Source organism: Streptomyces sp. NPDC093085 (genome assembly GCF_040683935.1).
Taxonomy (GTDB): Bacteria; Actinomycetota; Actinomycetes; order Streptomycetales; family Streptomycetaceae; genus Streptomyces.
This window is the reverse complement of the sequence record NZ_JBFBFB010000001.1, coordinates 146,274-171,471: the sequence shown is the minus strand read 5'-3', so window position 1 is coordinate 171,471 and position 25,198 is coordinate 146,274. Positions and strand designations below refer to the sequence as shown.

Genomic DNA, 25,198 nt, shown 5'->3' with positions numbered 1-25,198 from the left:
TCATGTGTCTCGGCATTCCCGGACGCGTCGTGGAGAGCGTCGAGGGATACGCGGGCCAGCTCGCCCTCGTCGATGTGGAGGGGGCCCGGCGCCGGGTCAACATCGGCATGCTCGACACCCCCCCGGCCACCGGTGACTGGGTGCTGCTGCACATGGGGTTCGCCCTGGAGATCATCGACGAGACAAAGGCGGCGCGGGCGCTGTCGGGGCTGGAGCTGATGGGCGGCGGCCCTCGCGCGTCCCGCGGCGAGGAGTCCCGGCAGGCCCGGGTCCGCCGCCGGTTCGAGGTGCGCGGGGTCGTCCAGGGGGTGGGCTTCCGCCCCTTCGTGTACGTCACCGCCGCCGAGCTCTCGCTCGTCGGCTCGGTGGCCAACACCGGCACCGGGGTGGTCACCGAGGTGGAGGGGGACCCCGGGGCGGTGGCGGAGTTCGGCCGGCGGCTCCGGGACCGGCCGCCCCCGCTCGCGCTCGTGGAATCGGTGACGGCGGAGGACCTGCCGCTCGCGGGCGGCGCCGGGTTCACCATCGGGGAGTCGTCCGGCGCGGCCGGCCGGGCCCGCACCCTGGTCTCCCCCGACATCGCGGTCTGCGAGGAGTGCCTGGCCGAACTGCGCGCCCCGGGGAACCGCCGGCACCGCCACCCCTTCATCACCTGCACCCACTGCGGGCCCCGGTTCACCATCGTCACCGGCGTGCCCTACGACCGCGCGGCGACGACCATGGCGGCGTTCGCGATGTGCGGGGAGTGCCGCGCGGAGTACGAGGACCCGCGCGACCGGCGCTTCCACGCACAGCCGATCGCCTGCCACGCCTGCGGCCCGCGGCTCGAACTGGTCACCCGGGAGGGCGGGACCCCGCTCCACGGCGAGCGGGCGCTGGCCGCAGCGCGGCGGCTGCTCGCCGGGGGCCGGATCGTCGCGGTCAAGGGGCTCGGGGGCTACCACCTGGCGTGCGACGCCCGGGACGAGGCGGCGGTCGCCCGGCTGCGCCGCCGCAAGGCCCGGGGAGGCAAACCCTTCGCCGTCATGGTCAGGGACCTCGGTGTGGCCGGGGAACTGGTCACCCTGTCCGAGGGCGGGCAGACCCTTCTCACCGGCGCGCGGAAGCCGATCGTGCTGCTCCCCCGCCGCTCCTCGCCCGGGGGCGGGGGCCTCGCCGAGGCCGTCGCGCCGGGCAGCCCCGATCTGGGGCTGATGCTCCCGTACACCCCCCTGCATGTGCTGCTGTTCGGCCTCGACGGCGACGAACCCGGCCCGGACGCGCTCGTGATGACCTCCGGGAACCGCTCCGGCGACCGGATCGTCACCGACGACGCGAAGGCGCTCGTCGAACTGGCGCCGCTGGCCGACGCCTGGCTCCGGCACGACCGGGCGATCCATGTGCCGTGCGACGACTCGGTCAGCCGGTTCGCGGCCGGCGCCGAACTGCCCCTGCGCAGATCGCGCGGGTACGCGCCGCTCCCCCTGGCCGTGCCGTTCGAGCTCCCGCCGCTGCTCGCGGCGGGAGCCGACCTCAAGAACACCTGTGCGCTGGGCGAAGGCGGCTATGCCTGGGTCAGCCAGCACATCGGCGACCTGGACGACCTCGCCACGGTGGAGGCGCTGACCCGTACGGCGGACCAACTGGCGGTGCTGACCGGGGTCGAGCCGAAACAGCTCGTGGCCGACGGCCACCCCGGCTACCACTCCGGTGCCTGGGCGCGGGCGCGCGCCGGGGGCCGGGCCGTACGGACGGTGCAGCACCACCACGCGCACATCGCGTCCGTGATGGGCGAGCACGGCGTCGGCGCCGACGAGGAGGTCATCGGCTTCGCCTTCGACGGCACCGGCCATGGCTCCGACGGCGCGGTATGGGGCGGTGAGGCGCTGATCGCCGGTTACCCGTCGTACCGGCGGGCCGGGCATCTCGCGTACGTCCCGCTGGCCGGCGGTGACGCGAGCGTGCTGCGGCCGTACCGGATGGCGCTCGCGCATCTGCGGGCCGCCGGGGTCCCCTGGGAGGAGGACCTGCCCCCGGTGAGGGCCTGTCCGGACACCGAACGGCGGGTGCTGGCCCACCAGTTCGCGACCGGCCTGGGCTGTGTGCCGACATCGAGCATGGGTCGGCTCTTCGACGCGGTGGCGTCGCTGGCGGGCGTACGGCACGAGGTGGCGTACGAGGCGGAGGCGGCGATCGAGCTGGAGGGGCTGGCCCGTACGGCGCCCCCGGAGCCGCCCGCGACGCCCGCGACGCCGGGGACGCCGGGGACGCCGGGGACGCCGGAGACTCAGGGGACGCCAGGGAGCGCCTATGCCTTCGCCGTCCGGGCCGCGGCCGGTCCCGGCGGACCGGTGGTCGCCGACCCGGCGCCGGTGATCCGCGCGGTCGTCTCGGACCTGCGGGCCGGGGTGGCGCGGGAGGTGATCGCGGCGCGCTTCCACGCCGCCGTCGCCCGCCTCACCGTCACGCTCGCCGAGCGGTGCCGGGAGCGGACCGGGCTCGGGGTGGTGGCGCTGGGCGGCGGTGTCTTCCAGAACGCCGTCCTCCTGGAGGCCACCCGGCACGCCCTGGAGTCGGCGGACTTCACCGTGCTCCGCCCCCGGCTGCTGCCGCCCAACGACGGCGGACTCGCCTTCGGCCAGCTCCTGGTCGCGGCCTCCGGCGGCTGACGCCGCACCTGCTGAACCATCCGATGCCCCGCAGAGAGGGAAGGCACCATGTGTCTGGCAATTCCGGGACGTGTCCTGCGCACCGAGGAGGTCGACGGCGCCGTCATGGCGGAGGTCGACTTCGGCGGCGTACGCAAGGAGGTGTGCCTCCAGTACGTCCCCGACGCGGCGGCCGGCGAGTACGTCGTCGTCCATGTCGGCTTCGCGATCCAGCGGCTCGACGAGAAGTCGGCCCAGCGGACCCTGGCCGACTTCGAGCGGCTCGGACTCCTGGAGGAGGAGTTCGGGGACGGCTTCGAACGGGCCGGAACGGAACACAACCCGGTGGAAGGAACCGAACGGTGAAGTACCTGGACGAATTCAGCGACCCGGATCTGGCGCGGCGCCTGCTCGACCAGATCCACGCGACCCCCACGGGCCCGCTGGCCATGATGGAGGTCTGCGGCGGCCAGACCCACTCGATCATCCGGCACGGCATCGACCAACTGCTCCCCGACCACATCGAGATGATCCACGGACCCGGCTGCCCCGTCTGTGTGACGCCGCTGGAGGTGATCGACCGGGCGCTGGCGATCGCCGCCCGCCCCGAGGTCGTCTTCTGCTCCTTCGGCGACATGGTGCGGGTGCCGGGCAGCGGCCAGGACCTGTTCTCGGTGAAGAGCGCCGGGGGCGACGTACGCGTCGTGTACTCGCCGCTCGACGCGCTGAAAGTGGCGCGCGAGAACCCCGACCGTGAAGTCGTCTTCTTCGGGATCGGCTTCGAGACGACGGCCCCGGCCAACGCCATGACGGTCCACCAGGCGCGCCGGCTGGGTGTGCGCAACTTCTCCCTGCTCGTCTCGCACGTCCTCGTGCCGCCCGCGATCGCCGCCATCATGGAGTCCCCCGCCTGCCGGGTGCAGGCGTTCCTCGCCGCCGGACATGTGTGCAGTGTGATGGGGACGTCGGAGTACCCGGCGCTCGCGGAGCGGTACCGGGTGCCCATCGTCGTCACCGGATTCGAGCCGCTCGACATCCTGGAGGGCATCCGCAGGACGGTCCGCCAGGTCGCGGAGGGCCGGCACGAGGTGGAGAACGCCTACCCCCGCGCCGTGCGCGCCGAGGGGAACCTGCCCGCCCTGGAGATGCTGCGGGACGTCTTCGAGGTCACCGACCGGACCTGGCGCGGCATCGGGACGATCCCCGCCAGTGGCTGGCGGCTCGCCGAGAAGTACCGGGAGTTCGACGCCGAGGCCCGGTTCGACGTGGCGGCCATCCGTACCTCCGAGTCCCCGCTCTGCCGGTCGGGCGAGGTGCTCCAGGGGCTGATCAAGCCGCACGAGTGTCCGGCGTTCGGCAAGGAGTGCACTCCGCGGAATCCGCTGGGCGCGACGATGGTCTCCTCCGAGGGCGCGTGCGCCGCGTACCACGCCTACCGGCGGCTCGAACTGGTGGATGCCCAGTGACCGGGACGTCGCATGCGGTGCCCGCCCCCGCCGCCGGGGCCGGGCCGGACTTCGAGAACTGGGTCTGCCCGGTCCCTCTGCGGGAGACTCCGGTGGTGGTGATGGGGCACGGCGGCGGCGGGGCGATGTCGGCCGAGCTGGTCGAGCACCTGTTCCTCCCGGCGTACGGCGCCGCGGCCGCGGCCGAGCTGGGCGACTCCGCGGTGCTCACCGTCGGGGAGGGGACGCGGCTCGCCTTCTCCACCGACTCGTTCGTGGTGCGGCCGATGTTCTTCCCCGGCGGGTCCATCGGCGACCTCGCGGTCAACGGGACCGTCAACGACCTGGCGATGTCGGGCGCCGTACCGCTCTTCCTGTCGAGCGCGTTCATCCTCCAGGAGGGGACGGCGCTCACGGATGTCGGCCGGATCGCCCGGGACATGGGCGAGGCGGCGCGGGCGGCGGGCGTCCGGCTGGTCACCGGGGACACCAAGGTCGTCGACAGCGGCAGCGGGGACGGCGTCTACGTCAACACCTCGGGGATCGGGCTGGTCCCTGACGGGGTCGACATCGGCCCGCGCCGCGCCGCACCCGGTGACGCGGTGCTGATCAGCGGCGAGATCGGGGTCCACGGGGTGGCGGTGCTGAGCTGCCGGGAGGGTCTGGAGTTCGGCACCGCGGTCGAGAGCGACACGGCGGCCCTGCACACCCTGGTGGCCTCGGTGATCGCCACCGGCGCCGATGTGCACGTCCTGCGCGATCCCACCCGTGGCGGTGTCGCCGCCTCGCTCAACGAGATCGCCACCGCCGCCGGGGTCGGGGTGGAGCTGGTCGAGCGGGAGCTGCCCGTACCGGAACCGGTGCGGGACGCGTGCAGTCTGCTGGGGCTCGACCCGCTCCAGGTGGCGAACGAGGGCAAGCTGCTCGCCGTCGTACCGGCCGACGCCGCCGACCGGGTCCTCGCCGCCCTGACGGCGCATCCGCTGGGCCGTGGGGCGCGCCGGATCGGCACCTGTGTGGCCGGCCATCCCGGGATGGTGGTGGCCAGGACGGGGCTCGGCGGCTCACGGGTGATCGCCCTCCCGATCGGTGAACAACTGCCGAGGATCTGCTGAATGAGTGAGCGGGGCGCGCTGCTCTTCGCCCGGTACGCCTATCCGCCCAACGAGCTGGGGTACTGCGGCCCCGAGGACGCCGGGGCCCTGCTCAGGGCCGAGGAGACGGCGGGCATCGAGCGCCATGCCCGCCGCTTCGAGGGCGCCTGGTGCTATCTCGAACTGCTCGCCGAGACGGCCGGCCTCGACGACCCGCTCGACGAACGGGTCGTCGAGGCGTACTGGATCGGCAACGAGCTGGTGGAACGGACCCGGCCGGAGACGGTGCTGGCCCGGCTGCTGAGCCGCTTCGACGGCCAGGGGGGCGGCACCTGGCGCGAGGCCGCCGGCCGCGCCCTCGCCCACCACACCTTCCAGGTCTTCGACGTCTACCCGTGGGCCCGCCTGCTGCCGGGCCCGGCCCACCCGACCGCTCTCTCGGTCCTCGACCGGTGCCGCATCCGTACGGGGGTGGTCCGCGCGGTCCGGGGCGAGTCGGCCACGGTCGAGTGCCGCCCGCTGCGCTGGACCGGGACCCATCTGATCCCCGGACCGCCCCACCGGGAGCCCGTGCGCTGGTCGACGGGGGGCCGGTCGCTGCTCCCGGGGCTCGCCCCCGGCGATGTGGTGGCGCTGCACTGGGACTGGGTGTGCGACATCCTCACCCCGGCGCAGGCGGCACGCGTCGAGTCGACGGAGCGCCGCCACCTGACGGCGCTGGGCCTGTCGCCCTGCCGGTGAGCGGTGGAGGCCCGATCACGCGACGGCGGTGAGGAGAAGGGGGAGGAGGGCGGGGGCCGACCGGACCGCTCGTGACGACGGCCTCAGGCGGGCGAGGTGAGCATCTCCTGAAGGATGCGCCGCAACTCGGTGCGGTCCCGCGGAGTGATCCTCGCCAGCCTGCGGTCGTACTCCGCGGCGAGGGCCGTGAGCGCGCGGTCCCGCGCCTCGATGCCCTCGGCGGTCAGGACGAGCCGGTGCCGCCGCAGGTCCGCACCGTCGATCTCGCGCCGGATGAACCCCTTGGCGACGAGGTTACGGACATAGACCGTCGTGCTCGCCTTGGGGAGCAGCAGCGCCGCCGCGATCTCGGCCGGGTAGGGCGAGGCTTCCACCTCGGCCAGGACGAAGAACTCCTTCGTCTCCAGTCCGGCCTCGGCCAGCTCCTGCGTGCAGGCGTCCATCACGACACTCAGCAGTCGCTGGTTGAGCGTCCAGAGCTGCGCTCCGTCGACCGACACGCGAACCCTGGCCGATCAGCTCATGACCCAGCCGCTCCAGGTCGTCCTGGCCGGACGCGTCGGCAACACCGGCTCGTACGAGGCCGGCATGCGGCTGTGGAAGCTGGCGCCCCGTCCGGTCGACCTCATGGTGATCGAGGGCGCCGGCCATTACGAGCTGTACGACGTGCCCGAGTACGTCGACGCCGCCGTCGACCGGCTCACCGGCTTCTACCGCACCTACCTGTAGACGGCCGCGCCCCCGAGCCGCGCTCGGCCTCTCAGTCACTGACCTTGCTGCGGGACTGGTACAGCAGGTCCTGGTACTCGGGGTGCCGGTCGATCCAGCCCGCGAAGAAGGGGCAGGTGGCCAGTACCCGCAGACGCGCGGCGCGGGCCTCGTCGAGGGCGGTGCGGGCCAGCGCGGAACCTACTCCCCCGCCCTCGTGCTCCGCGCCGACCTCGGTGTGCACGAACGCGATGAGTTCCGTCGTACGGATGTACTCCGCGACGCCCGCCACCTGGGACGCGCCATCGACGCGGGCCTCGTAGCGCTTCGCCTCGGGAACGTCGCTCACTTCGACCGTCATGTGTCCTCCTTCTGGGCCTGGCCCCGCACGGCTCGACGGAATCCCGTCGGCCGGATTTCAGCCTAACCACATCATGTTGACACATCAACTTAATGCGCGGCGGGGGCAGCCTCGTCGTTCCCGCGAGTAGATGAGCTGTCAACAACTTCGTTAAACTGCCGCCATGGACGCACCGCCACGCTGGCTCAATCCGGAGGAGAAGGCCGCCTGGGACAGCTTCATCCGCATGCAGGAGACGCTCATCGGGCGGCTGTCCCGGCACATCCAGGCCGATGCCGGCCTGTCCGCCTCCGACTACATCGTGCTCGTGAGCCTCACGGAGAGAGGCGACGAGAGGATGCGCCTCCTGGATCTGGCCCACCTCGTGGAGTGGGAGAAGAGCCGGATGTCCCACCAGGTCACGCGGATGGCGAAGCGCGGGCTCGTGGCCAAGGAGGAGTGTCCCGAGGACGGGCGCGGGGCGTTCGTCGTCGCCACCCCGGCCGGCCGCCGGGCGATCGAGGAGGCCGCGCCCCAGCACGTCGAGCATGTCCGCCGGCTGTTCATCGACGCCCTGACCCCGGATCAGCTCGGCACGCTCGCCGGGATCCTCCAGCGCGTCCTGGAGCACATGGAGAAGCAGCCGGACTGACACCGGGCCCCACAGCGGCACGCCCGCCGTCAGGAAGCCGGCGTGCGGCGTTCTAGCCGAGGAAGGCGCGCAGGGCCGCGTTGACCTCGTCGGCGTGGGTCCAGAGCAGCCCGTGCGGGGCGCCCTCGATCTCCACGTACCGCGCCTTGGGCAGGTCACGGACGAAGCGGCGGGCGGTGGCGTCGACGGGCAGGATCCGGTCGGCCGTCCCGTGCAGGATCAGGGCCGGCTTACCGCTGTCGCGCACCGCCTCCACATCGGCGCGGAAGTCCTCGATCCAGGCGGGAACGACCGCGTAGGCCGCCACGGGGGCGCTCGATGTCGCCACGTTCCAGGCCGCGGTCACCGCCTCCTGGCTGATGCGGCTGCCCAGGTTCTCGTCAAGGTTGTAGAAGTCCGAGAAGAATTGCGTGTACCAGGAGTACCGGTCGCTCCTGGCCGCCGCCTCTATTCCGTCGAACACCGCCCGCGGCACGCCCTCGGGGTTGTCGTCACGGGCGACGAGGAAGGGCTCCAGCGCGGCCAGGAAGGCGAGCTTGGCGACCCTCTCGTGCCCGAACCGCGAGACGTAACGGGCTATTTCGCCGGTTCCCATCGAAAAGCCCACGAGAACCACGTCGCGCAGATCGAGCGTCTCCAGCAGCGTGTGCAGATCGGCGGCGAACGTGTCGTAGTCGTATCCGGACCCCGCCTTGGACGACCTGCCGAAGCCGCGGCGGTCGTAGGTGATGACGCGGTATCCGGCGGCCAGCAGCTCCCGCGTCTGACGCTCCCAGCTGTGACCGTTCAGCGGATACCCATGGATCAGCACAAGCGGCTGCCCCGCACCCTGGTCCTCGTAGTAAAGCTCGGTCGGCGTGCTGTTCTCGCCGCCGACGGTGACGTACCCCATCCGCTCTTCCTTTCCGAGCGGGCAGACGCGTCTGCCGGTGAAACGATGTATCCGCCGGCCGGTGAGCCGGCGGTCGAGCGTGCCGCCTGCCTTCGCGGCGTCCGGTGCGCCCCTGCCCTCGCGCCCCGGGCCTACGGCGCCCCGGGCCGGCCGTACGGGACGGGGCGCCGCACCATGGCGACGCCCCGACCCGGCGGCCGCGATCGCCCCCCGTCACCCGGCCACGCGTGCTTCCGTACGGGAAAAGGCGATCTCCCCGGAGGGGGGATTCCGGCGGCGTCCCCGGACAGGCCGGCTCCGGTTCCCCGGCGGCGTCAGGCGGCGCTTCCGCCACGCCCCGTGGCGAGCAACTGCGTCTCCCAGCCGAAGGCGACGCCGGTCGCGCCCCCGTGCTCCAGCAGAACGTCGGTGACGCCCGCGATGGTCTTCTCGCGGGCCCAGTCGCGCTGCCACTCGCTGGCCACGGCCATCCAGGTGATCGGCACCACGCCCGCCTGGGCCATGCGCCGCACCGCCATGTCGTGGGATTCCGCCGAGCCGCCGCCCGAAGCGTCGGTGACGACGAAGACCTCGAAGCCCTCACCCGCCGCCTGTATCGCCGGCATCGCGACACAGACCTCCGTCCAGAGACCGGCGATGATCAGCTTCTTGCGGCCGGTCGCCTTGACGGCGTCGACGACGCGCTCGTCCTCCCAGGTGTTGATGAGCGTACGGTCGATCGGCTTCTGCTCCGGGAACACGTCCTGCACCCCCTTGACGAGGTAGCCGCCGCGCTCCTCCAGGACGGTCGTCAGGATGGTCGGCACGTCGAACGCCTTGGCGATCTTGGCGAGGGCGATCGTGTTGTTCAGGACCATCGTGGGCTCGTGGCTGTTCAAGTTGGCGAACTGGAACGGCTGGTGGTCGATCAGGGCGACGACGCTCTCCTCGGGCGTCAGCAGTGCCTGAAGTCCGGACTTGGCTTCGCTGCTCATACGGTCCTCTCCAGATGTGCGTATCCACGCTGAAACCGGCTGCCATCACGTCATGAACGGTTCGCGACCGCCCAAGTGGATGACGTGTCATCTACATTAAGGACCGATACTTGACGCGTCAACTAAGGCTCGAAGCAGGCCCGTTCGCACCGGGTCGCACCCCGGACACACCCCCGGCCGGCCGTCGTCGACCCGCCACCGCCGTGACGTTATGGTTGACGTAACAACCAGATCGAGCGGAAGGTGCTCTCGGTGAGCAACGTGGAAACCGATGCCTCGGCGCTGCGCTGCGGCGCACTCGCCGAGGGCGGCCGGCCGGCCGACGCGCCCCGGGTCGATGTCCTGTCCGCACGCGAGGTCCCCCTGGGCGGCCCCCGCGCCATGCGGGTACGACGGACACTGCCCCAGCGGGCGCGCACACTCATCGGCGCCTGGTGTTTCGCCGATCACTACGGCCCGCACCAGGTCGCCGCTTCGGGCGGCATGAACGTGCCCCCGCATCCGCACACCGGGCTACAGACGGCGAGCTGGCTGTTCAGCGGCGAGATCGAGCACCGCGACACCCTCGGCACCCACACCCTGGTCCGGCCCGGCGAGCTGAACCTCATGACGGGCGGATACGGCATCGCCCACTCGGAGGTCTCCACCCCGGACACCACCGTCCTCCACGGTGTCCAGCTCTGGGTCGCGCTGCCCGAGGAACACCGCGACACCGCCCGGGACTTCCAGCACCACGTGCCCGAACGCACCCGGGTGGAGGGGGCCGGGCTCAGGGTCTTCCTGGGCTCGCTCGCCGGCCGGACCTCCCCGGTCCGTACCTTCACACCGCTGCTCGGCGCCGAGATCGTCATCGAACCCCGCGCGACGCTCACGCTCACCGTGGACCCGGCCTTCGAGCACGGCCTCCTCGTGGACAGCGGGGACATCCGTCTGCTCGGCACCGTGCTGCGCCCCGCCGAACTCGGCTATGTCCCTCCCGGGGCGGACACCCTGACGACGGTGAACGAGACCGACGCCCCGGCGCGGGCCCTCCTCCTCGGCGGGCCTCCGTTCGGGGAGGAGATCGTCATGTGGTGGAACTTCATCGGCCGCGGCCACGAGGACATCGTGAGAGCCCGCGCGGAGTGGGAGGCCTCCTCCGACCGCTTCGGCGTCATCGAGGACTTCCCCGGCGGCCGCCTCCCCGCACCGGCCCTGCCGAACGCCGTCATCGCGCCGCGCCGGAACCCCCCGTCGCACTGACAGCGGGCCCCGGCATCGGCTCGTACGGCGGACTCGCGAGGCTCGTCGGCGCGGTGTCCCGCCCGCGCCGTGGAAGGCCGGGGCACCGCGCCGGCCGATACGCGGCACGCGGCACGTGTCACGTGTCACGTGTCACGTGTCACGTGTGGCCGGGGAGGAAGGCTTCGCCGACCCGCACGCGGACGATGTCGACGCGGCGCCATACGCCGGCGACGACATACGGTTCGACGGCCAGCCACGCGTCGAGTTCGGCACGTGACGGGTAGTCGAGGATCAGCACGGAGCCGATCATCCCGCCGTCGTCGTCGACGATCGCCGAGCCGTGGAGCATCCGCCCCTCGGCGGTGAGTTTCGCTCCCAGCTCCAGATGGCGTTCGCGGACCGCGAGCCGCCGGTCCCGCGCACCGGGGTCGGTGCCGTCGTACCCCGTGACCATGAAGTGCACGGTGCCTCCTGTCGGGTGGTCACGGGCGGCCGAGTGCGCGGAAGTTCCAGCCGGCGGCACGCCACCGGGCCGCGTCCAGGGCGTTGCGGCCGTCGACGATCCGCCGGTGCGCCACCGCGCCGCTCAGCTCGCCGGGGTCGATGTCCCGGAACTCCGGCCACTCGGTGAGGTGCAGCACCGCGTCGGCCCGGTGGGCCGCCTTGCCGACCGAGTCGGCGAAGGCCAGCGCCGGGAACGCCTTGCGCGCGTTGTCCGTCGCCTTGGGGTCGTAGACGGTCACCTCGGCGCCCTCGCGCTGGACCCGGTCGGCCACCGCGAGCGCCGGCGAGTCGCGGATGTCGTCGGAGTCGGGTTTGAAGGCCGCGCCGAGCACGGCGATCCGCCGCCCCCGGAAGGCCCCGCCGACGAGTTCCCTGGCCAGGCCGGCCACCGCTGCGCGCTGCCGCAGATTGACCTCGTCCACTTCGCGCAGGAAGCCCACGGCCGGGCCGACGCCCAGTTCCTCGGCGCGCGCCAGGAAAGCGCGGATGTCCTTCGGCAGGCAGCCCCCGCCGAAGCCGACCCCGGGGCGCAGGAACCGGCCGCCGATCCTCGGGTCGTACGAGAGCGCCTCCGCCAGCAGGGCCACATCCGCCCCGGCCACCTCGCACACCTCGGCCATGGCGTTGATGAACGAGATCTTCGTCGCCAGGAACGAGTTGGCGGCGACCTTGACCAGCTCCGCGGTGGCCAGGTCGGTGACGACCAGAGGCACCGGTCCGGAGCCGTCCCGCGGATCGAGCAGCGGCGCGTAGACCTCGCGCAGCAGCCGCTCGGCCCGGTCCGACGCGACACCGAGGACCAGCCGGTCCGGCCGCAGGGTGTCCCGCACCGCGAAGCCCTCGCGCAGGAACTCCGGGTTCCAGGCCACTTCGGCGTCCCAGCCCACCGGTGCCAGCTCCGCGAGCCGGGAGGCCAGCCGTTCGGCCGTGCCGACCGGCACGGTGGACTTGCCCACCAGCAGACACGGGCGTCGCAGATGCGGGCCGATTCCTTCCACGACCGCGTCCACGTGGGCCAGTTCGGCGCCCGGCCCGTCGGCGCGCTGCGGGGTGCCCACGCAGGAGAAGTGCACCTCGGCGAAGCCGGCCACCTCCTCGTACGAGGTGGTGAACCGTAACCGCCCCGAGGCGAGCTGTTCGCGCAGAAGCGTTTCGAGCCCGGGTTCGTAGAACGGGAGCCGTCCCGCCGACAGGGCCCTGACCTTCTCGGTGTCCACGTCCATGCCCAGGGTCCGGAACCCGAGCGCGGCCATGCAGACCGCGTGGGTGGCCCCGAGATATCCGGTGCCGATCACGGAGATACGGCGCTCGGCGGGTTCGGGTGGTATCTCCGGCGCCGGGGCGCCGGAGTCGGTCGCGTTCCTCATGGCAGAACTCCTCGGCATCGTCTCGCTGTTCGGGGTGGGTCCCGGCGCGTCAGCCGGCCTGCCGCTCCGTCGCGACGGGCTCGGCGGCGGCGGCCGTTTTCTCCGCGGAGCGCCTGCGCAGCCCGTCCGCGCTCAGCAGTCCCAAGGCGATCCAGATCAGCACGAATCCGCTCCACCGTGAGGCGGGCATCGCCTCGTGGAACAGCAGGACACCGATCAGCAGTTGCAGCACCGGGGTGAGGTACTGGAGCAGCCCGATCGTGGTGAGGGGGATCCGCCGGGCGGAGGCCGCGAACAGCAGAAGCGGCGCAGCGACGGTCACCCCGCCCACGGCGAGCAGCACCGGGTGCCACGGCGCGTCGTCGGTGAACGTCCCGTGCCCGGTGGCCACGTAGACGGCCAGACCGGCCGCGGCCACCGGGCCGAGGGTGAGCGACTCGGTGGTCAGTCCCGCGAGCGCCCCGACCTCCCCGCCCACCTGCTTCTTGATCAGCCCGTAGAGGGCGAACGAGCCGGCCAGGACCAGCGCGATCCATGGCAGCCGGCCGTAGTCGACCGTGAGGACGGCCACGGACACCACCCCCAGGGAGACCGCCGCCCACTGGAGGGGGCGCAGCCGCTCGCGCAGGACGAGCACCGCGAACGCCACCGTGACCAGGGGGTTGATGAAGTACCCCAGCGACGCCTCGATGACATGGCCGGAGTTGACGGCGTAGACGTAGCAGCCGGAGTTCACCGCGAGCACACAGGCCGCTCCCGCCAGGGTCGCCACGCGCCGCCGGTCGCGGAGCAGGGCGCGCAGTTCGCGCACGGCCCCGGAGACCCTGGTGATCAGCAGGCAGAGCGGCAGGGTCCACAACAGCCGGTGGAGAAGGATCTCCAGTGCGCTGGAGCTCTCCAGCAGCCGGAAGTAGAGCGGGAACAGGCCCCAGAGGGTGTAGGCGGCGACCCCGAACAGGATGCCTTGGCGTGAGGTGTTCATGGAGCTGTCCGACCGTTCCCTCTCACTGTCGCGAGGGCGCCTCGGGGGCGGAAGCGGCTGATCCGCCGGCCTGCCTCTTCAAGGACGTCGTCCTCCTTGGCGAAGCAGAACCGCAGCAGCCCTTCGCCGGTGCCGCCCCGGTAGAAGGCGCTGCCCGGCACCGATGCCACACCGCCCTCCTCCAGGAGCACGGTCGCCGCCTCCTGGGCGGTGGCGAAACCCCACTCGGTGACATCGGCGAGGACGTAGTACGCCCCGTCCGGGACGATGGGTGACATCCCGGCCTCGGTCAGCACGCGGCAGAGCCTGTCCCGTTTGCGCTGGTAGTCCGAGGCCATCCGGGAGAAGTACGTGGGCGGCAGTGCGAAGCCGGCCAGCACGCCGTGTTGCAGGGGGTTGGGGGCGCATACGTAGTACAAGTCGTTGACCAGGGCGATCGCCTGGGAGAGCGGTTCGGGCGCCACCGTGTACCCGAGCCGCCAGCCGGTGATGCTGAAGGTCTTCGACAGCCCCATGATGGTGACCGAGCGGGGCCACAGGCCGGCCACCGCGGCGGGCGAGAGGTGCGGCCGGCCGTCGTAGCGTATGTACTCGTAGATCTCGTCGCTGATGACGAGCAGGTCCCGGTCGTGGGCGACCCTCGCGACCGCCTCCAGTTCGGCCCGGGAGAACATCTTGCCGCTGGGGTTCGACGGGGTGCACACCACGATGGCGCGGGTGTTGGGGCGCAGCGCCGCCCGCAGCGCCTGCTCGGTGAGGGTGAACTCCGGTGGCGCCAGGGTGAGGAAGTGCGGTTCGAGCCCGGCGATCAGCGCGCCGTTGACGTGGTAGCCGTAGTACGGCTCCATGATCAGGATGCCGTCGCCGGGGTTGAGGAGTGCGTTGACGGCTGCGGCGTACCCGCCGGTCGCGCCCACCGTGACCACGATCTCGCCGTCGGGCCTGGCCTGGAGGCCGTTGTCGCGCGCCACCTTCTCCGCGATGGCCCGGCGCAGGGCGAGGTGGCCCTCGGGATAGGTGTAGATGCTGTCGTTGCGGTCGATGGCCGCCTTGGCCGCGCCGGCGACGGCCGGAGGGGTCGGCAGGTCGCAGATCCCCTGGCCGAGGTTGATGGCCCCGGCGCGGTCGCTCGCCCGGCTCATCCGGCGGATGTCGGACTGGGCCAGGCCGCGCACCCGGTCCGCGACGAAGTTCGTCGTCGTGGGGTGGTCTCGTCGTGTCATCGGGCGGTCCCCTGCTGTACGGCGAGGGGTTCGGCGACGGACACGCCGGCGAAGTGGGCGATGGTACGGCGCAGCCCCTCCTCCAGGTCGATCTTCGGCTCCCAGCCGAGCAGGGCGCCGGCCCGGGATATGTCGGGGCGGCGGCGGGTCGGATCGTCCTCGGGGAGCGGGTGGCGGGCCACCCGCGACGACGAGCCGGTGAGCCGCTTGATCTCGCGGGCGATGCGCTCGACGGTCGTCTCCTGCGGGTTGCCCAGGTTGACCGGCTCGGGTCCGGTGTCGGTGGCCATGAGGCGGACGATGGCCTCGACGAGGTCGTCGACGTAGCAGAAGGACCGGGTCTGGCTGCCGTCGCCGTAGAGGGTGAGGGGCTCGCCGCGCAGCGCCTGCACGGTGAAGTTGGACACCACCCGTCCGTCGTTCTCGTGCATGCGCGGCCCGTAGGTGTTGAAGATCCGCCCGAGCCGGACCTCCACGCCGTACTGCCGGGCGAAGCTCACCGCGAGCGCCTCCGCGCAGCGCTTTCCCTCGTCGTAGCAGGCCCGGATGCCGATGGGGTTGACGTGTCCCCAGTACCCCTCCTGCTGGGGGTGCACCTCGGGGTCGCCGTACACCTCGGAGGTGGAGGCGATGAATATCCGGGCGCCGGTCTCGCGCGCCAGCTCCAGGGTGTTCAGGGTGCCTTGCACACAGGTTCTGATGGTGCGCACCGGGTTCCGCTGGTAATGCACGGGCGATGCCGGACAGGCGAGGTGGTGGATCTCGTCGATCTCGATATGGAAGGGTTCGGCGACGTCGTGCCGCGCGAACTCGAAATGGGGGTGCTCCAGCAGGTGGCCGATGTTGCGCCGCCGCCCGGTGAAGAGATTGTCCATGCAGACGACCTCGTGGCCGTCGGCGAGAAGCCGTTCGCAGAGGTGTGACCCGATGAAGCCGGCCCCACCCGTGACAAGAACGCGTTTGCGCATGGGGGTTGACCTTTCACCACGCAAGGAAGTGACGGGGCGGTGGAGTGACATCGATCGCCGCGGGCGGTACGGCTACCGCATGGAGAGGCCGCCGTTGCAGTCGATCGTTTCTCCGGTGACGAAGGCGCTGTCGATCAGGTACTCGACGGTGCGGGCGACATCCTCCACGGTGCCGGTCCGCTTCAGCGGGGTGTTCTCGATGAACTGCTTCATCTTCTCCGCGGAGGTGACGCGCTCGTGGAAGCGGGTGTCGATGATTCCGGGCGCCACCGCGTTGACCCGGATATGCGGGGCCAGTTCATTGGCGGCGCCCCGGGTGAAGGCGTCCAGGGCCGCCTTGGAGGCCCCGTAGGCGGTCGCGGTCGGCGCCCCGTGGCGCATGGCGATCGAGGTCATGTTGATGACACAGGGGTGGCTGCCCTTGCGCAGCAGCGGGGTGCAGAGGCCGGTCAGCCGCATCGCGGAGAACGTGTTCAGCGCGAACGTGGCGGCGAGGTGGTCCCAGGCCAGACCCTCCACCGACTGCCGTTCGATCATTCCGCCCGCGTTGTTGACCAGGACGTCCAGGGTGTCGGTGTGCTGGCCGATCTCCTCGAACAGCGCCGTACAGCCCGCGTCCGAGGTCAGGTCGGCCTCGACGACCTCGACCCCGGCGGCTGCCGGCGCGAGCTCTTCCTGGAGGGCGAGGGCTTCCGACTTCGACGTGTGGTACTGGAGAATGAGCCGGTTTCCGGGGGCCAGCCGCCGTGCGGTCGCCGCCCCGATGCCCATTCCGGCACCCGTGATCACAATGTTCTTCTTCGGCATATATGGTCATCCATTCCACAAGGGTCACGGCCCGTTCTCGTACACGGGGTGGGCGGCGTCCGCTGCCAGGCGTCCACTGCTGGGGCGACAGGGCCTAGAGGTGGGTGACATCCCCGAATCTCAGGGCGAGTTCCTCGGGAACGCCCATGTTGACCGCGTGCTTCGTCGCCTGAGCGGTCAGCGACTCCGGCTTCCGGGCCCAGTCGGGCACCGTCTCCCAGCAGGTGCGCGTCGCGCCGGCCAAGATCTCCCGGCTCTCGTCCGGTGTCACATTGCCCGAGGTCCGCGAGTGCTCCAGGGCCAGCGCCAGTTCCTTCTTGGCGTTGACCGCGCACATCGTCCACTTGGGCAGTACGGTCATGGTGGCGCCGGGGTGGACCCCGAAGACGCCGATGTTCCGCCGCATCCGCGAGTCCGAGACCGTGTTGATGGCGACCTTGAGGTAGATCCCCAGGATCTTCGACCTGCGCAGCTCCGGATAGAACTCCCGCAGCCGGTTCACCGTACGCTCGGCGCGCTCCCGCATCTCCGGGTGTCCCTCGGCCAGATAGCGCGCGTACTCGGGCGGGGAGGCGCAGGAGTCCGGGTCCATCACGATGTTCATCACATGCGCGGCCGGCGGGTGGTAGATCATCGCGACGCGCTCGTTGAGCGGGCTGAGCATGCCGCCGTAGGAGTCCTCCAGCTTCAGGCAGGTGAAGTTCTTGTCCGTGCCGTCGGGGAGGTCGACGTAGAGGATCTCCCGCAGGGCCATGAAGAGCCGCGGGAACGCGATCTCCGGGTTGAGCCGCTTGGCCATCCCGAAGGCGTACGTCGCGCCGCAGAGGCTGACCTGGTCGGCGACGAGCGTGTGGGCGGTCCCGTCGGCCGTCGTGTAGACCACCTCGTACCGGCCGTCGGCGCGGCGGCTCACCGATCCCACGGTGCTGCCCTCGCGGAAGTCGACCCCGCACTGCCGCAGTTCCCAGTCGAGCACGGTGGACACGAGCACCGGATTCATCCCCCGCTGGGGGGTGAGGAAGCCGGCCGCCACATCATTGACCCCCTCGACGGACGGGACCTCGCGGCAGATCACCGACGGCTCGCCGAAGACGGCGTTCACCGGGTCCTCCTCGCACCGCTGGGCGTAGTGCGAGCGGATGACGTCCATATTGGCGCGGCACTGGCCGACGATGTCGTGGCCGTCGTCCATCATGCTCCGGGAGGCGATGATGCGGCTGTAGGTCTTGCCGCCGTAGATCAGCTCGGGAAAGAACCGTTCGTTCTCGATACGGCCGTCCAGGCAGTCCCGTGCGCTCTGCGGGTCGAAGGGGTACTCGGCTCCGCTGTGGTTCTCACTGACGATGTTGCTGGTCCGGGTGCACACGGGGTACGTGCCCTCGGAGCGCGCCCGCTGCTCCTCCAGGACGACGACCTCGTAACCCGCGCGGCTGCGGGTGATCGCGGCGAGGCAGCCGGCGATCCCCGCGCCGACGACCACATGTAATTCCTTGCGCTTCATCACTCACCCTCCGGGAGTGCGACGGTCGCGTACTTCGCCTGTACGTCCTTCAGCGCCGCGGCCACCCCTCGGATGTGTTCCTCCGTGTGGTTGGCCGCGATGCACAGCCTGAGTTGCGCGGACTTCCGCCGGACGATGGGGAAGAAGACGACGGAGGCGAAGTAGCCCGTGTCGAGCAGCTCCTCACCGGCCTTGATGGCGTTCTCCTCGTCCCCGATCGGAACCATCCGGATGGGGCTGAACGGCAGCGTCCGCCCCATGAGTTCGTCGAAGAGCGCCACCCGCTCGCGCAGGGTCCGCTGGAGCGGGGCGATCGCCCCCTCGTGATGCAGATCGACCACGGCCCGGCATGCGTAGACCGCCTGGAAGGTCTGCGCCGCGGAGAACGCGTAGATCTGGCCGTAGGAGCGGATGAGCCGCTCCCGCCACTCGCCCTGGACGAGGAGGCCGCCGCCGTAGGCACCGAACCCCTTCGAGAGCGAGTAGGTCAGGATGACCCGGTCGGGAACTTCGCCCCCGGTCTGGCTGAGGAGCTGCCCCTCCCCCCGCTCGCCGAAGATGCCGATGCCGTGCGCATCATCGACGTAGAGGAAGAAGTCCAGTTCCTCCGCCATGTCCAGGAGTTCGCGGGCGGGGCAGAGCCCGCCCATCGAGTAGATGCCGTCGGCCACGTACACCGGGGTCTCCCCCCGCGCCCGCGCCGCCGTCACCTGCCGCCTGAGGTCGTCCAGCGCATTGTGCGGGACCGACTCGACCGTCGCCTCGGCGGCCAGCACCGGCTTCAGATACTGCATGGACGAGTGGGCGAACTGATCGAAGATCAGGCATGCCTTCCGCGTCACGCCCTCCTCGAAAAGCACCCCGCTGGCAAGTAGCGGCATCAGGGAGATATGCGCGGCGGTCGTCGAGGGAAACGTGATGGCGCGCCCCTTGTACAGCTCCGACAACTCCTCTTCGAGCAGTCGCTGCCCCTCGAAGGAGAAGCGCGAACGGGCGCAGCAGAAATTCATTCCCCACTCCTCCTCCACCGCCTTCGAGGCCGCGATGACCCGGGGGTGGAGGTCGAGTCCCAGATAGGAGCAGTTCACGAACTCGACCACGTCCCGGCCGTCCGGGAGGAATACGCTCTTGCCTTTACGTCCGACAATACTGACCTGCATCAGATTACTGCCGACCGCGCGCTCGTACTGAGCGGACGACTCCTTGATGACAAAGGGGGTGTTCCTGAGCCGGGTCGGTCGGGAAGGTGCTGTCATATCGACCTCGATAACAGTCGGATGCTATTGGGCGAGACGAGAAGCGGCACCGGCACATCGCACGCTCTGGCGGAACGCGGGACATGCGTAGGCCCGGGAGTTGACACTCCGGTAGGCCCCGGATCCGGGGCAGATGAGTATCCGCGGAATTCGGGAAAGCATGATCACACCGAAAACCCGCGGCGTCGGTAGACATAGATGAAAAAATAGGCAGATCGACGGCGTTCAGGAACCGTCGCAAAATCCAAGCCACGCCGAACGGAAGTCGTCAGCAAAAAACGCGCGACTCACCCATCGACGCAGTACTCCCCCCACGCCCCTCCCTGTAGCGCTTAATCAAAAGCTAACAGCGACCCAAGTCATGGGGCAACAAAGCTCCGAGGTATGGCCTGTTCACGCCCACCCTCTTCCCCCGGTTTTTTGGCCGCCCCGGATGTAAACCCCCGCGTACCACCCCGTGGCGCTATCCGGCACTGGCCAGATCTCATTGCTGCCACCGGACCACCGCAGAGGTTACAGCGCAGTAAATTCGGCATTTACCGCACACAATCCCTCAGCCCCCGGCCGGGGCCGGTACCTGTTCCAGCGAGTGGTGCCGGAGGCTCCGATCCGGCCTCAAGGCGGTGGCCGGCGCCGACACGGTGACCGAAGTGTCGGCTGCGATCGTGTCCGTGGCGACGTCGGGCTGCACGTGGCAGCAGTTGCCGTCCGCCACGTTTGGGCCGTCGGGAGCTACGGCCCACCGGCGCTGCTCCGAGTGGTCAACGGCCCGGGTGTGAGCGAAGCTCCACCGCCAGGTACTCGACGAACTCGGCTCCCGTGGTGAACTGGACCGGTCCCGCTGTGCGACCGACTCGGTGAACATGCGCGCCCTGAAAAGGGGGAACTGACGGGTCCGAATCCTGTGGACCGGGGCAAGTACAGCTCGAAGATCCACTTGATCGCCGAGCGGACCGGACCGCCCCTTTCTGTCGGCATCTCCGGCGCGAACCCGCACGACAGCCAGGCCCTCCAACCGCTCGTACGCGGCATCCCGCCCACCCTCTCCCGCCGCGGACCTCGCCGTCGACGGCCCGCCAAGCTCCGCATCGCCCGCAGAGGCATTGAGTCCTCGACCTGACTGGGCCGCCACCGCTGGACCATGGAACGCACCATGTTTCTGGCTCGCCGGATGCCGCCGGCTGCACCGCCGCTACGAGCGCAAAGCCGAGCACTTCCTGGCCTTCACCAGCACCGCCTGCACTCTCATCTGCTACCGCAGGCTCACCAAATGAGACGACGTCGAAGGCTGCCCCTGCCGCAATGACAGCCCACATGCCCCAGTACCGGGCGCGTGCAGCCCACCGGGCGCGTGCAGCCCACCGGGTACGTGCCCGGCGCCACTCCGACTCGTTCATACGAGCCGCCGCAGTGCACGCGACTGGAGGAGGTCTTGTACGAGGCGTGGTGTTCTCATGCCCGGTACATGCCGATATCACGGTGCCCGGTTGCCGTGTCGACTGGTGCGGTGAGTCGTTGGGAGGGGTGGTGTTGCTCATAACGATCAGAGGTGCGCGATGGCTGTATCTGGACGCCAGGTGGTGTTCCTGTCGGGAGGGATCCTTCTCGCCGGTGTGGCGCAAGCGGCGGAGGCACATGCGCTTCCGCTGCCTCTTCCGGTGAGTTCGCCCCTGCCGGTGAAGCATTTGCTCCATGTGCCGGTTCCGGCGGTGGCCACGATTGCCAGTCCAGCCTCGGGCAACACGTGCGTGATCTCGTCGAACGGCTCGTACAGCACGGACAGGACGGTGCACGGTTCGGGTTTGCTGGGCGGCAGCGCGCTGCAACTGCCGACCGACGGAGGACGCAACGAATGCGGAAACGTCGGCATGGTGTGCTGCGGCTGCGGCGGCTGCGGCGGCAGCTGAGGACGCAGGGCACGTCAGAGGTGCGGAGGCGCTCAAGTGAAGGACCGGTGGGGCTTCGACGTCAGTACCGACGCCGGGGGGGTTGAGCTATGGAACGAGGCCGTGGAAGCCAGGCTTCGGGAGGATCCGGACGCGGCGGACATGGCGCAGGCACTCGTAGAACACGCCCCGCAGTTGGGTGTGGCCCGGGCCCTGGCCGCAACTGTCGCACGTGACCACGCGTCGGATCCGCACGGCGGACAGAGCGACGCTGGGCTGCGGCGGGCATTCCACGACGGCCGAGGTGCCAGCGGCAGGGAAAGCAGCCTCATCCGTATTCTGCACCTGCGACACCTACGCCGCACCAGCGAGATGGCGAACCAGTTGGTCCTGCACCTTGCGCTGTATCCCGCGGACCCGCTTACCTCGCGCCTGCTCTACAGCACGCTGCTGACCCGCACCGAACCTGAACAGCGTGTCTGGATCGCTGCCCAGATCGAACGTCAGGCCGCCGTGGCTCACAACGACAGTTGGCCGTGGATGTCCGCGCTGGCCTTCCTGCGCGCGGAACAGCACCGCTGTGACGAAGCCGCCTCTCTAGCCCTGCGCGCCCTCGCGATCGAGCCCCGCTGCGCGTCCGCGGCGCACGTCCTCATGCACGTCCACTACGACACCGGTGCCGCTACAGCCGGTCTGGCCTGGATCGACAACTGGCTCACCACACATCCCCGCACCCCTCGCAAGCGTCACTTCCAGTGGCACGCCGCCCTGCATGCCCTGGCAGCCGGAGACACCGAGGAGGCCAGGCGCCGGACGGCCGACGAACTCCTCGCGCGAGACGTCGCAGCTGTCAGTTCATTGAACTGGCGGCTGCTGCTGGTCGGTGAGGAGACCACCCGCGCCATCGACGCAGAGGCAGGGCGAGCACTTCTGAAGGACGAGAGGCGGGCCATGGCGACGGTATGGAACGCCTTCCACATCGCCCTGGCTCTGGCGGCCGCCGGCGACGCCGATGGGCTGGGCCTGCTCGCCCGCCAGGCGCGCGGGCAGGCCCAGTCCGGATTCACCGAGGTACTTGCCCCGATCGCCGACGCTCTCGCCTTGTTGCTGCGAGGAAGTCCCGCGCGAGCCGCCGAGCTCCTGACCAGCCTGCGCGACCGCATCTGGCTTCTTGGCCTGACAGGTATCGAATCGGAGATTGTGGAGGACACCCTCGCCCGCGCGCTCACCGCCGACGGCAGGTGCGACGAAGCCGCCGCTCTGCTGCACCACCGGATGGACACACGTACCAGCTGTGCCTATGAACGCATGCTCTGCACCACATTGGCCTGAGTGGAAGAGGTCCTGCTCCGGCTGAAGGCGTTGTGAACATCGCGATAGTGCGCGTTTACGCGCAATGCACCGCCGACGGCGCCGCGTGCCCGGTCTGTGGCACCAGTTGAGGGTCCGGCGGTTCACCTGCGGAAACCCGGGCTGCGCACGCCGGACCTTCGTCGAGCAGATACCGGGCTTGACGCGCCGGCACAGCCGGCGGACCGAACGGTTGCGCTCGACCCTTGCATCGGTCGGCCTGCCCCCTCGCTGGCCGGGCCGGGGCCCGCATCGCCGGTGCTCTCGGCGTTTCCGTCAGCCGCAGCGCAGTTCTTCGGCTGGGCGACGCGCTTCCCGAGCCCGAAGTGGTCGCACCGCAGGTGGTCGGTGTCGACGAGTGAGCTTCCGCAAACCTGAAGTAGCAGGTCAAAGGGCTGGTGTGACCGACTCATGCGGTGTTCACGCTGCTCGTGGGCGGGAGCCCATCGAAAAGATCGTCTGCCAGAGGTCGGGATTGTCTCCGAAACGAAGTCCGGGGCAGCGCTCCGGTCCGTGCACCTGGGCTGGGAAGCGCAGTCCGCCGTGCTGGCCAGCGCATGACATCCTGGTCCAGTGCTCCTGAACGATCTCTCCAGCAGTGTCGACCTCTGCCCAGTGCGATATCAGTTCGCCACCGTTCGGGGCGACTCGTATGACGACAACTGGCTGATTATTGACGGCACGGTGATTACTCCTGAGGGGAGCTGGTCCTTCGCCGATCCGTGTCTGCTCACCGATGAGGCCCGCCAGGTGTCCGCGTGGCTGCGCGCGGTGGCCGCGGGGACGGTGGACGTCACCGAACCTGATGCCGAAGGTGAACTGTCGCCGGATACGTTGTTCATCGAGCCGGTCGTGGCTTTCAGTCTCGCCAATCGAATCGAAGGTGGGACCGCGGTGATTCGCATTCATCTGTCCCTGGAGGCAGCACCTCCGTGGCAGCAGGGTGAGGACGGGGCTGACATCTACCAGTACGTCGTGGAGGTCAGGTTGAACGCCGCAGCGCTGCTTCACGCGGCCGACCAGTGGGACCTCTCTCTGGCTTCCCTCCCGGCCCGCTGATTGACATCCTCGTACAACCGACTCCCACCTGCTGGGGCCGGATGACCCTCTACGATCCGGTGCATGCCGGATCCCGAGTTACTGGAACGGATCACCGCGCGGCGCGCGGAGCTGGACGAAATCGAAGAACAGCTGGCCAAACGGCTGGTGGAGGTGCGGGCAGAGCGGGACGAACTCGCAGTGGCCGAACGCGTCCTTGAACGGATGACCGGGCAGCTCGCCGAGGAGCGTTCCTCAGCCCGGCCGACACCGGGGCAGGTGGGCGGCGGACGGTGATGCTGATCCCGTACCGCGAGCCGGGCGTGGAGGAGGACGCCCTGCCGTGGGACTACCAGCGCATCACCGCCGCCGTGCGGCAGGCCGCCGGACCGGTCATGGCCCGCGAGGTCGGCGAGGTGGTGGGGGTAGACATCAGCGTGAAGGCCGAGCTTGAACCGCTACGCAGCAAGCTGATCAAACTCGTCGATCGCGGCTGGCTCCGCAAACTGCCCGACGGCCGGTTCACCACCCGCCTGTGACCAGCAGTACCACTACTCGAAGCGGCTCGAAGCGGGCGTAACCGGGTTTCCCTCGGGGGCCGTTGGAGTTGTGTGACAAATACCGAAGAGCGCGTCGAGGACAGCTGCCCGCTTGCTTACCGGTGCCGTCTGGCGCTGTCCACGCGCACCGTCAACCACCTCGCCGATCTACTGCGACGCCATCTGAAGGTGATCCGGTCCCGATGGCGGATCCTGCCACCGGGGAAGATCGTGGTGATATTTCTGGCCGTACTGCGCCACGACCAGCGCCTGGCCGACATGGCCGGCGGCAACAACGTGTCCGAGTCAACCGTCCGCCGCTGGCGCGACGAGCTGATCGGACTGCTCGCCGCCCAGGCACCGCGCCTGGACCGGGCCCTGGAGAAGGTCGACAAGAAGGGCGGGGAGGTAGTCCTGATCGACGGCACCTTCATCCGCGCCCAGCGCCGCACAGGCAAGGCCGACCGACGGAACTACTCCGGCAAGCACCACAGCCACGGCCTGCACTTCCTCGCCCTGACCGACGAGAAGGGCCGCCTAATCCGGATATATCTGCCGCCCGGCCCGGCCGCACCCACGACAACACCGCCGCCCGCCACGGCCACATCCTGGCCCACCTACGAGCCGCCGGCCTCGGGGCCCTGGCCGATCTCGGCTTCCTCGGTCTGGACAACGACATCCTCGACCCCGTGATCGCTACCGGCTACATCGCTACCCGCACCCATAAGCTCACTCGAGGGCAGAAGGAAGCCAATCGCGTTCTCGCCGTCGGACGGGCACCGGTCGAGCACGGCTTCGCCCATCTCAAGAACTGGCGGATCCCTACCAAACTCCGCACCGATACCGCCCGCGCCACCCGTCTTCTGCGCGCTCTGCTCGTCCTGACGAACCTCGAAATCAAACGCTGACGAACGATCTACGGCTCAGACAGACGCCCGTGACAAGCGTAAGTACCGCAAGAGTCGGTCACACCAGCCCTTTGACCTGCTACTTCAGGTTGGCGGAAGCTCAGTACGCGCCCCGCAAGGGCCGCCACTACGGCACCGTCCTCATCGATATCGAAACCCGCGGCCACATCGA

At 70.1% G+C, this 25,198-nt stretch carries 27 protein-coding genes and 1 pseudogene; 16 read left to right on the top strand and 12 right to left on the bottom strand.

Annotated elements, in window-relative coordinates:
• The first annotated feature begins 2 nt into the window (after positions 1-2).
• The 5 genes from hypF to AB0O07_RS00715 all read left to right on the top strand — a co-directional run bounded on the left by hypF (position 3) and on the right by AB0O07_RS00715 (position 5,907).
• Positions 3-2,648: a carbamoyltransferase HypF gene (gene hypF / locus AB0O07_RS00735; RefSeq protein WP_365624673.1), complete on the top strand. Its 2,646-nt coding sequence runs from the start codon at positions 3-5 to the stop codon at positions 2,646-2,648.
• 48 nt (positions 2,649-2,696) lie between these two features.
• Complete coding sequence (locus tag AB0O07_RS00730) at positions 2,697-2,993, top strand: HypC/HybG/HupF family hydrogenase formation chaperone (protein ID WP_365624670.1); 297 nt, start codon at positions 2,697-2,699, stop codon at positions 2,991-2,993.
• A complete protein-coding gene (gene hypD / locus AB0O07_RS00725; protein WP_365624667.1) occupies positions 2,990-4,093 on the top strand; it encodes a hydrogenase formation protein HypD in 1,104 nt (367 codons plus the stop codon). The genes AB0O07_RS00730 and hypD overlap by 4 nt, the downstream gene beginning before the upstream one ends.
• A 101-nt stretch (positions 4,094-4,194) precedes the next feature.
• Entirely contained in the window at positions 4,195-5,187 is a 993-nt protein-coding gene (hypE, locus tag AB0O07_RS00720) for a hydrogenase expression/formation protein HypE (RefSeq protein ID WP_365627844.1), read from the top strand.
• Entirely contained in the window at positions 5,188-5,907 is a 720-nt protein-coding gene (locus AB0O07_RS00715) for a DUF6390 family protein (RefSeq protein WP_365624664.1), read from the top strand.
• Positions 5,908-5,990: 83 nt separating this feature from the next.
• Here the strand turns inward: AB0O07_RS00715 and AB0O07_RS00710 are convergent, their stop codons facing one another.
• Positions 5,991-6,407: a MarR family transcriptional regulator gene (locus tag AB0O07_RS00710; RefSeq protein WP_365624661.1), complete on the bottom strand. Its 417-nt coding sequence runs from the start codon at positions 6,405-6,407 to the stop codon at positions 5,991-5,993.
• Between the two features lie 22 nt (positions 6,408-6,429).
• On the opposite strand from AB0O07_RS00710, the gene AB0O07_RS00705 reads away from it, so the two are divergent.
• Entirely contained in the window at positions 6,430-6,636 is a 207-nt protein-coding gene (locus tag AB0O07_RS00705; RefSeq protein WP_365624658.1) for a hypothetical protein, read from the top strand.
• Between the two features lie 31 nt (positions 6,637-6,667).
• On the opposite strand, the gene AB0O07_RS00700 is transcribed toward AB0O07_RS00705, so the two are convergent.
• Positions 6,668-6,976 carry a GNAT family N-acetyltransferase gene (locus AB0O07_RS00700; protein WP_365624655.1) on the bottom strand — a complete coding sequence of 103 codons (309 nt, stop codon included), beginning with the start codon at positions 6,974-6,976 and terminating at the stop codon, positions 6,668-6,670.
• 163 nt (positions 6,977-7,139) lie between these two features.
• Between AB0O07_RS00700 and AB0O07_RS00695 the strand changes: the two genes are divergently transcribed.
• A complete protein-coding gene (locus tag AB0O07_RS00695) occupies positions 7,140-7,607 on the top strand; it encodes a MarR family winged helix-turn-helix transcriptional regulator (protein WP_365624652.1) in 468 nt (155 codons plus the stop codon).
• A 52-nt stretch (positions 7,608-7,659) separates the two neighbouring features.
• On the opposite strand, the gene AB0O07_RS00690 is transcribed toward AB0O07_RS00695, so the two are convergent.
• On the bottom strand, positions 7,660-8,499 hold the full coding sequence (locus AB0O07_RS00690) for an alpha/beta hydrolase (RefSeq protein ID WP_365624649.1): 840 nt from the start codon (positions 8,497-8,499) through the stop codon (positions 7,660-7,662).
• A 314-nt stretch (positions 8,500-8,813) separates the two neighbouring features.
• Positions 8,814-9,473, bottom strand: coding sequence for a hydrolase (locus AB0O07_RS00685; RefSeq protein WP_365624646.1), 660 nt, complete (start codon positions 9,471-9,473; stop codon positions 8,814-8,816).
• A gap of 252 nt (positions 9,474-9,725) precedes the next feature.
• On the opposite strand from AB0O07_RS00685, the gene AB0O07_RS00680 reads away from it, so the two are divergent.
• A complete protein-coding gene (locus tag AB0O07_RS00680; protein ID WP_365624643.1) occupies positions 9,726-10,715 on the top strand; it encodes a pirin family protein in 990 nt (329 codons plus the stop codon).
• 139 nt (positions 10,716-10,854) lie between these two features.
• On the opposite strand, the gene AB0O07_RS00675 is transcribed toward AB0O07_RS00680, so the two are convergent.
• The 8 genes from AB0O07_RS00675 to AB0O07_RS00640 all read right to left on the bottom strand — a co-directional run bounded on the left by AB0O07_RS00675 (position 10,855) and on the right by AB0O07_RS00640 (position 19,305).
• Positions 10,855-11,151 (bottom strand): YciI family protein, encoded by a 297-nt coding sequence (locus tag AB0O07_RS00675; RefSeq protein WP_365627841.1) that lies wholly within the window; start codon positions 11,149-11,151, stop codon positions 10,855-10,857.
• 28 nt (positions 11,152-11,179) lie between these two features.
• Positions 11,180-12,496: a UDP-glucose/GDP-mannose dehydrogenase family protein gene (locus AB0O07_RS00670; RefSeq protein WP_365627837.1), complete on the bottom strand. Its 1,317-nt coding sequence runs from the start codon at positions 12,494-12,496 to the stop codon at positions 11,180-11,182.
• A 121-nt stretch (positions 12,497-12,617) separates the two neighbouring features.
• The gene (gene rarD / locus AB0O07_RS00665) at positions 12,618-13,550 is read right to left on the bottom strand and encodes an EamA family transporter RarD (RefSeq protein ID WP_365624640.1); all 933 of its coding nucleotides are present in this window, start codon (positions 13,548-13,550) and stop codon (positions 12,618-12,620) included.
• Positions 13,547-14,773, bottom strand: a complete 1,227-nt coding sequence (locus AB0O07_RS00660; RefSeq protein ID WP_365624637.1) for a pyridoxal phosphate-dependent aminotransferase — start codon at positions 14,771-14,773, stop codon at positions 13,547-13,549. Before AB0O07_RS00660 ends, rarD begins: the two co-directional genes overlap by 4 nt.
• A complete protein-coding gene (locus AB0O07_RS00655) occupies positions 14,770-15,741 on the bottom strand; it encodes a UDP-glucuronic acid decarboxylase family protein (RefSeq protein ID WP_365624634.1) in 972 nt (323 codons plus the stop codon). The genes AB0O07_RS00660 and AB0O07_RS00655 overlap by 4 nt, the downstream gene beginning before the upstream one ends.
• A gap of 72 nt (positions 15,742-15,813) precedes the next feature.
• Positions 15,814-16,548: an SDR family oxidoreductase gene (locus tag AB0O07_RS00650; protein ID WP_365624631.1), complete on the bottom strand. Its 735-nt coding sequence runs from the start codon at positions 16,546-16,548 to the stop codon at positions 15,814-15,816.
• 94 nt (positions 16,549-16,642) lie between these two features.
• Positions 16,643-18,049, bottom strand: a complete 1,407-nt coding sequence (locus AB0O07_RS00645; protein ID WP_365624628.1) for an FAD-dependent oxidoreductase — start codon at positions 18,047-18,049, stop codon at positions 16,643-16,645.
• Positions 18,049-19,305: an aminotransferase class I/II-fold pyridoxal phosphate-dependent enzyme gene (locus AB0O07_RS00640; RefSeq protein WP_365624625.1), complete on the bottom strand. Its 1,257-nt coding sequence runs from the start codon at positions 19,303-19,305 to the stop codon at positions 18,049-18,051. Before AB0O07_RS00640 ends, AB0O07_RS00645 begins: the two co-directional genes overlap by 1 nt.
• 577 nt (positions 19,306-19,882) lie before the next feature.
• On the opposite strand from AB0O07_RS00640, the pseudogene AB0O07_RS00635 reads away from it, so the two are divergent.
• The 8 genes and pseudogenes from AB0O07_RS00635 (at position 19,883) to AB0O07_RS00600 (ending at position 25,026) form a co-directional block, all read left to right on the top strand.
• Positions 19,883-20,579: pseudogene (locus AB0O07_RS00635) on the top strand (IS5 family transposase).
• A gap of 282 nt (positions 20,580-20,861) precedes the next feature.
• Positions 20,862-21,212 (top strand): hypothetical protein, encoded by a 351-nt coding sequence (locus AB0O07_RS00630; protein ID WP_365624622.1) that lies wholly within the window; start codon positions 20,862-20,864, stop codon positions 21,210-21,212.
• Positions 21,213-21,248: 36 nt separating this feature from the next.
• Positions 21,249-22,523 (top strand): hypothetical protein, encoded by a 1,275-nt coding sequence (locus AB0O07_RS00625; RefSeq protein ID WP_365624619.1) that lies wholly within the window; start codon positions 21,249-21,251, stop codon positions 22,521-22,523.
• A 591-nt stretch (positions 22,524-23,114) separates the two neighbouring features.
• Positions 23,115-23,600 carry a hypothetical protein gene (locus AB0O07_RS00620; protein ID WP_365624617.1) on the top strand — a complete coding sequence of 162 codons (486 nt, stop codon included), beginning with the start codon at positions 23,115-23,117 and terminating at the stop codon, positions 23,598-23,600.
• Positions 23,601-23,663: 63 nt separating this feature from the next.
• Complete coding sequence (locus tag AB0O07_RS00615; protein WP_365624614.1) at positions 23,664-23,876, top strand: hypothetical protein; 213 nt, start codon at positions 23,664-23,666, stop codon at positions 23,874-23,876.
• Positions 23,876-24,118 carry a hypothetical protein gene (locus tag AB0O07_RS00610; RefSeq protein WP_365627834.1) on the top strand — a complete coding sequence of 81 codons (243 nt, stop codon included), beginning with the start codon at positions 23,876-23,878 and terminating at the stop codon, positions 24,116-24,118. Before AB0O07_RS00615 ends, AB0O07_RS00610 begins: the two co-directional genes overlap by 1 nt.
• A 72-nt stretch (positions 24,119-24,190) precedes the next feature.
• The gene (locus AB0O07_RS00605; protein WP_365624611.1) at positions 24,191-24,811 is read left to right on the top strand and encodes a hypothetical protein; all 621 of its coding nucleotides are present in this window, start codon (positions 24,191-24,193) and stop codon (positions 24,809-24,811) included.
• Positions 24,724-25,026, top strand: a complete 303-nt coding sequence (locus AB0O07_RS00600; protein WP_365627831.1) for a transposase family protein — start codon at positions 24,724-24,726, stop codon at positions 25,024-25,026. The genes AB0O07_RS00605 and AB0O07_RS00600 overlap by 88 nt, the downstream gene beginning before the upstream one ends.
• Positions 25,027-25,198: the final 172 nt, after the last annotated feature.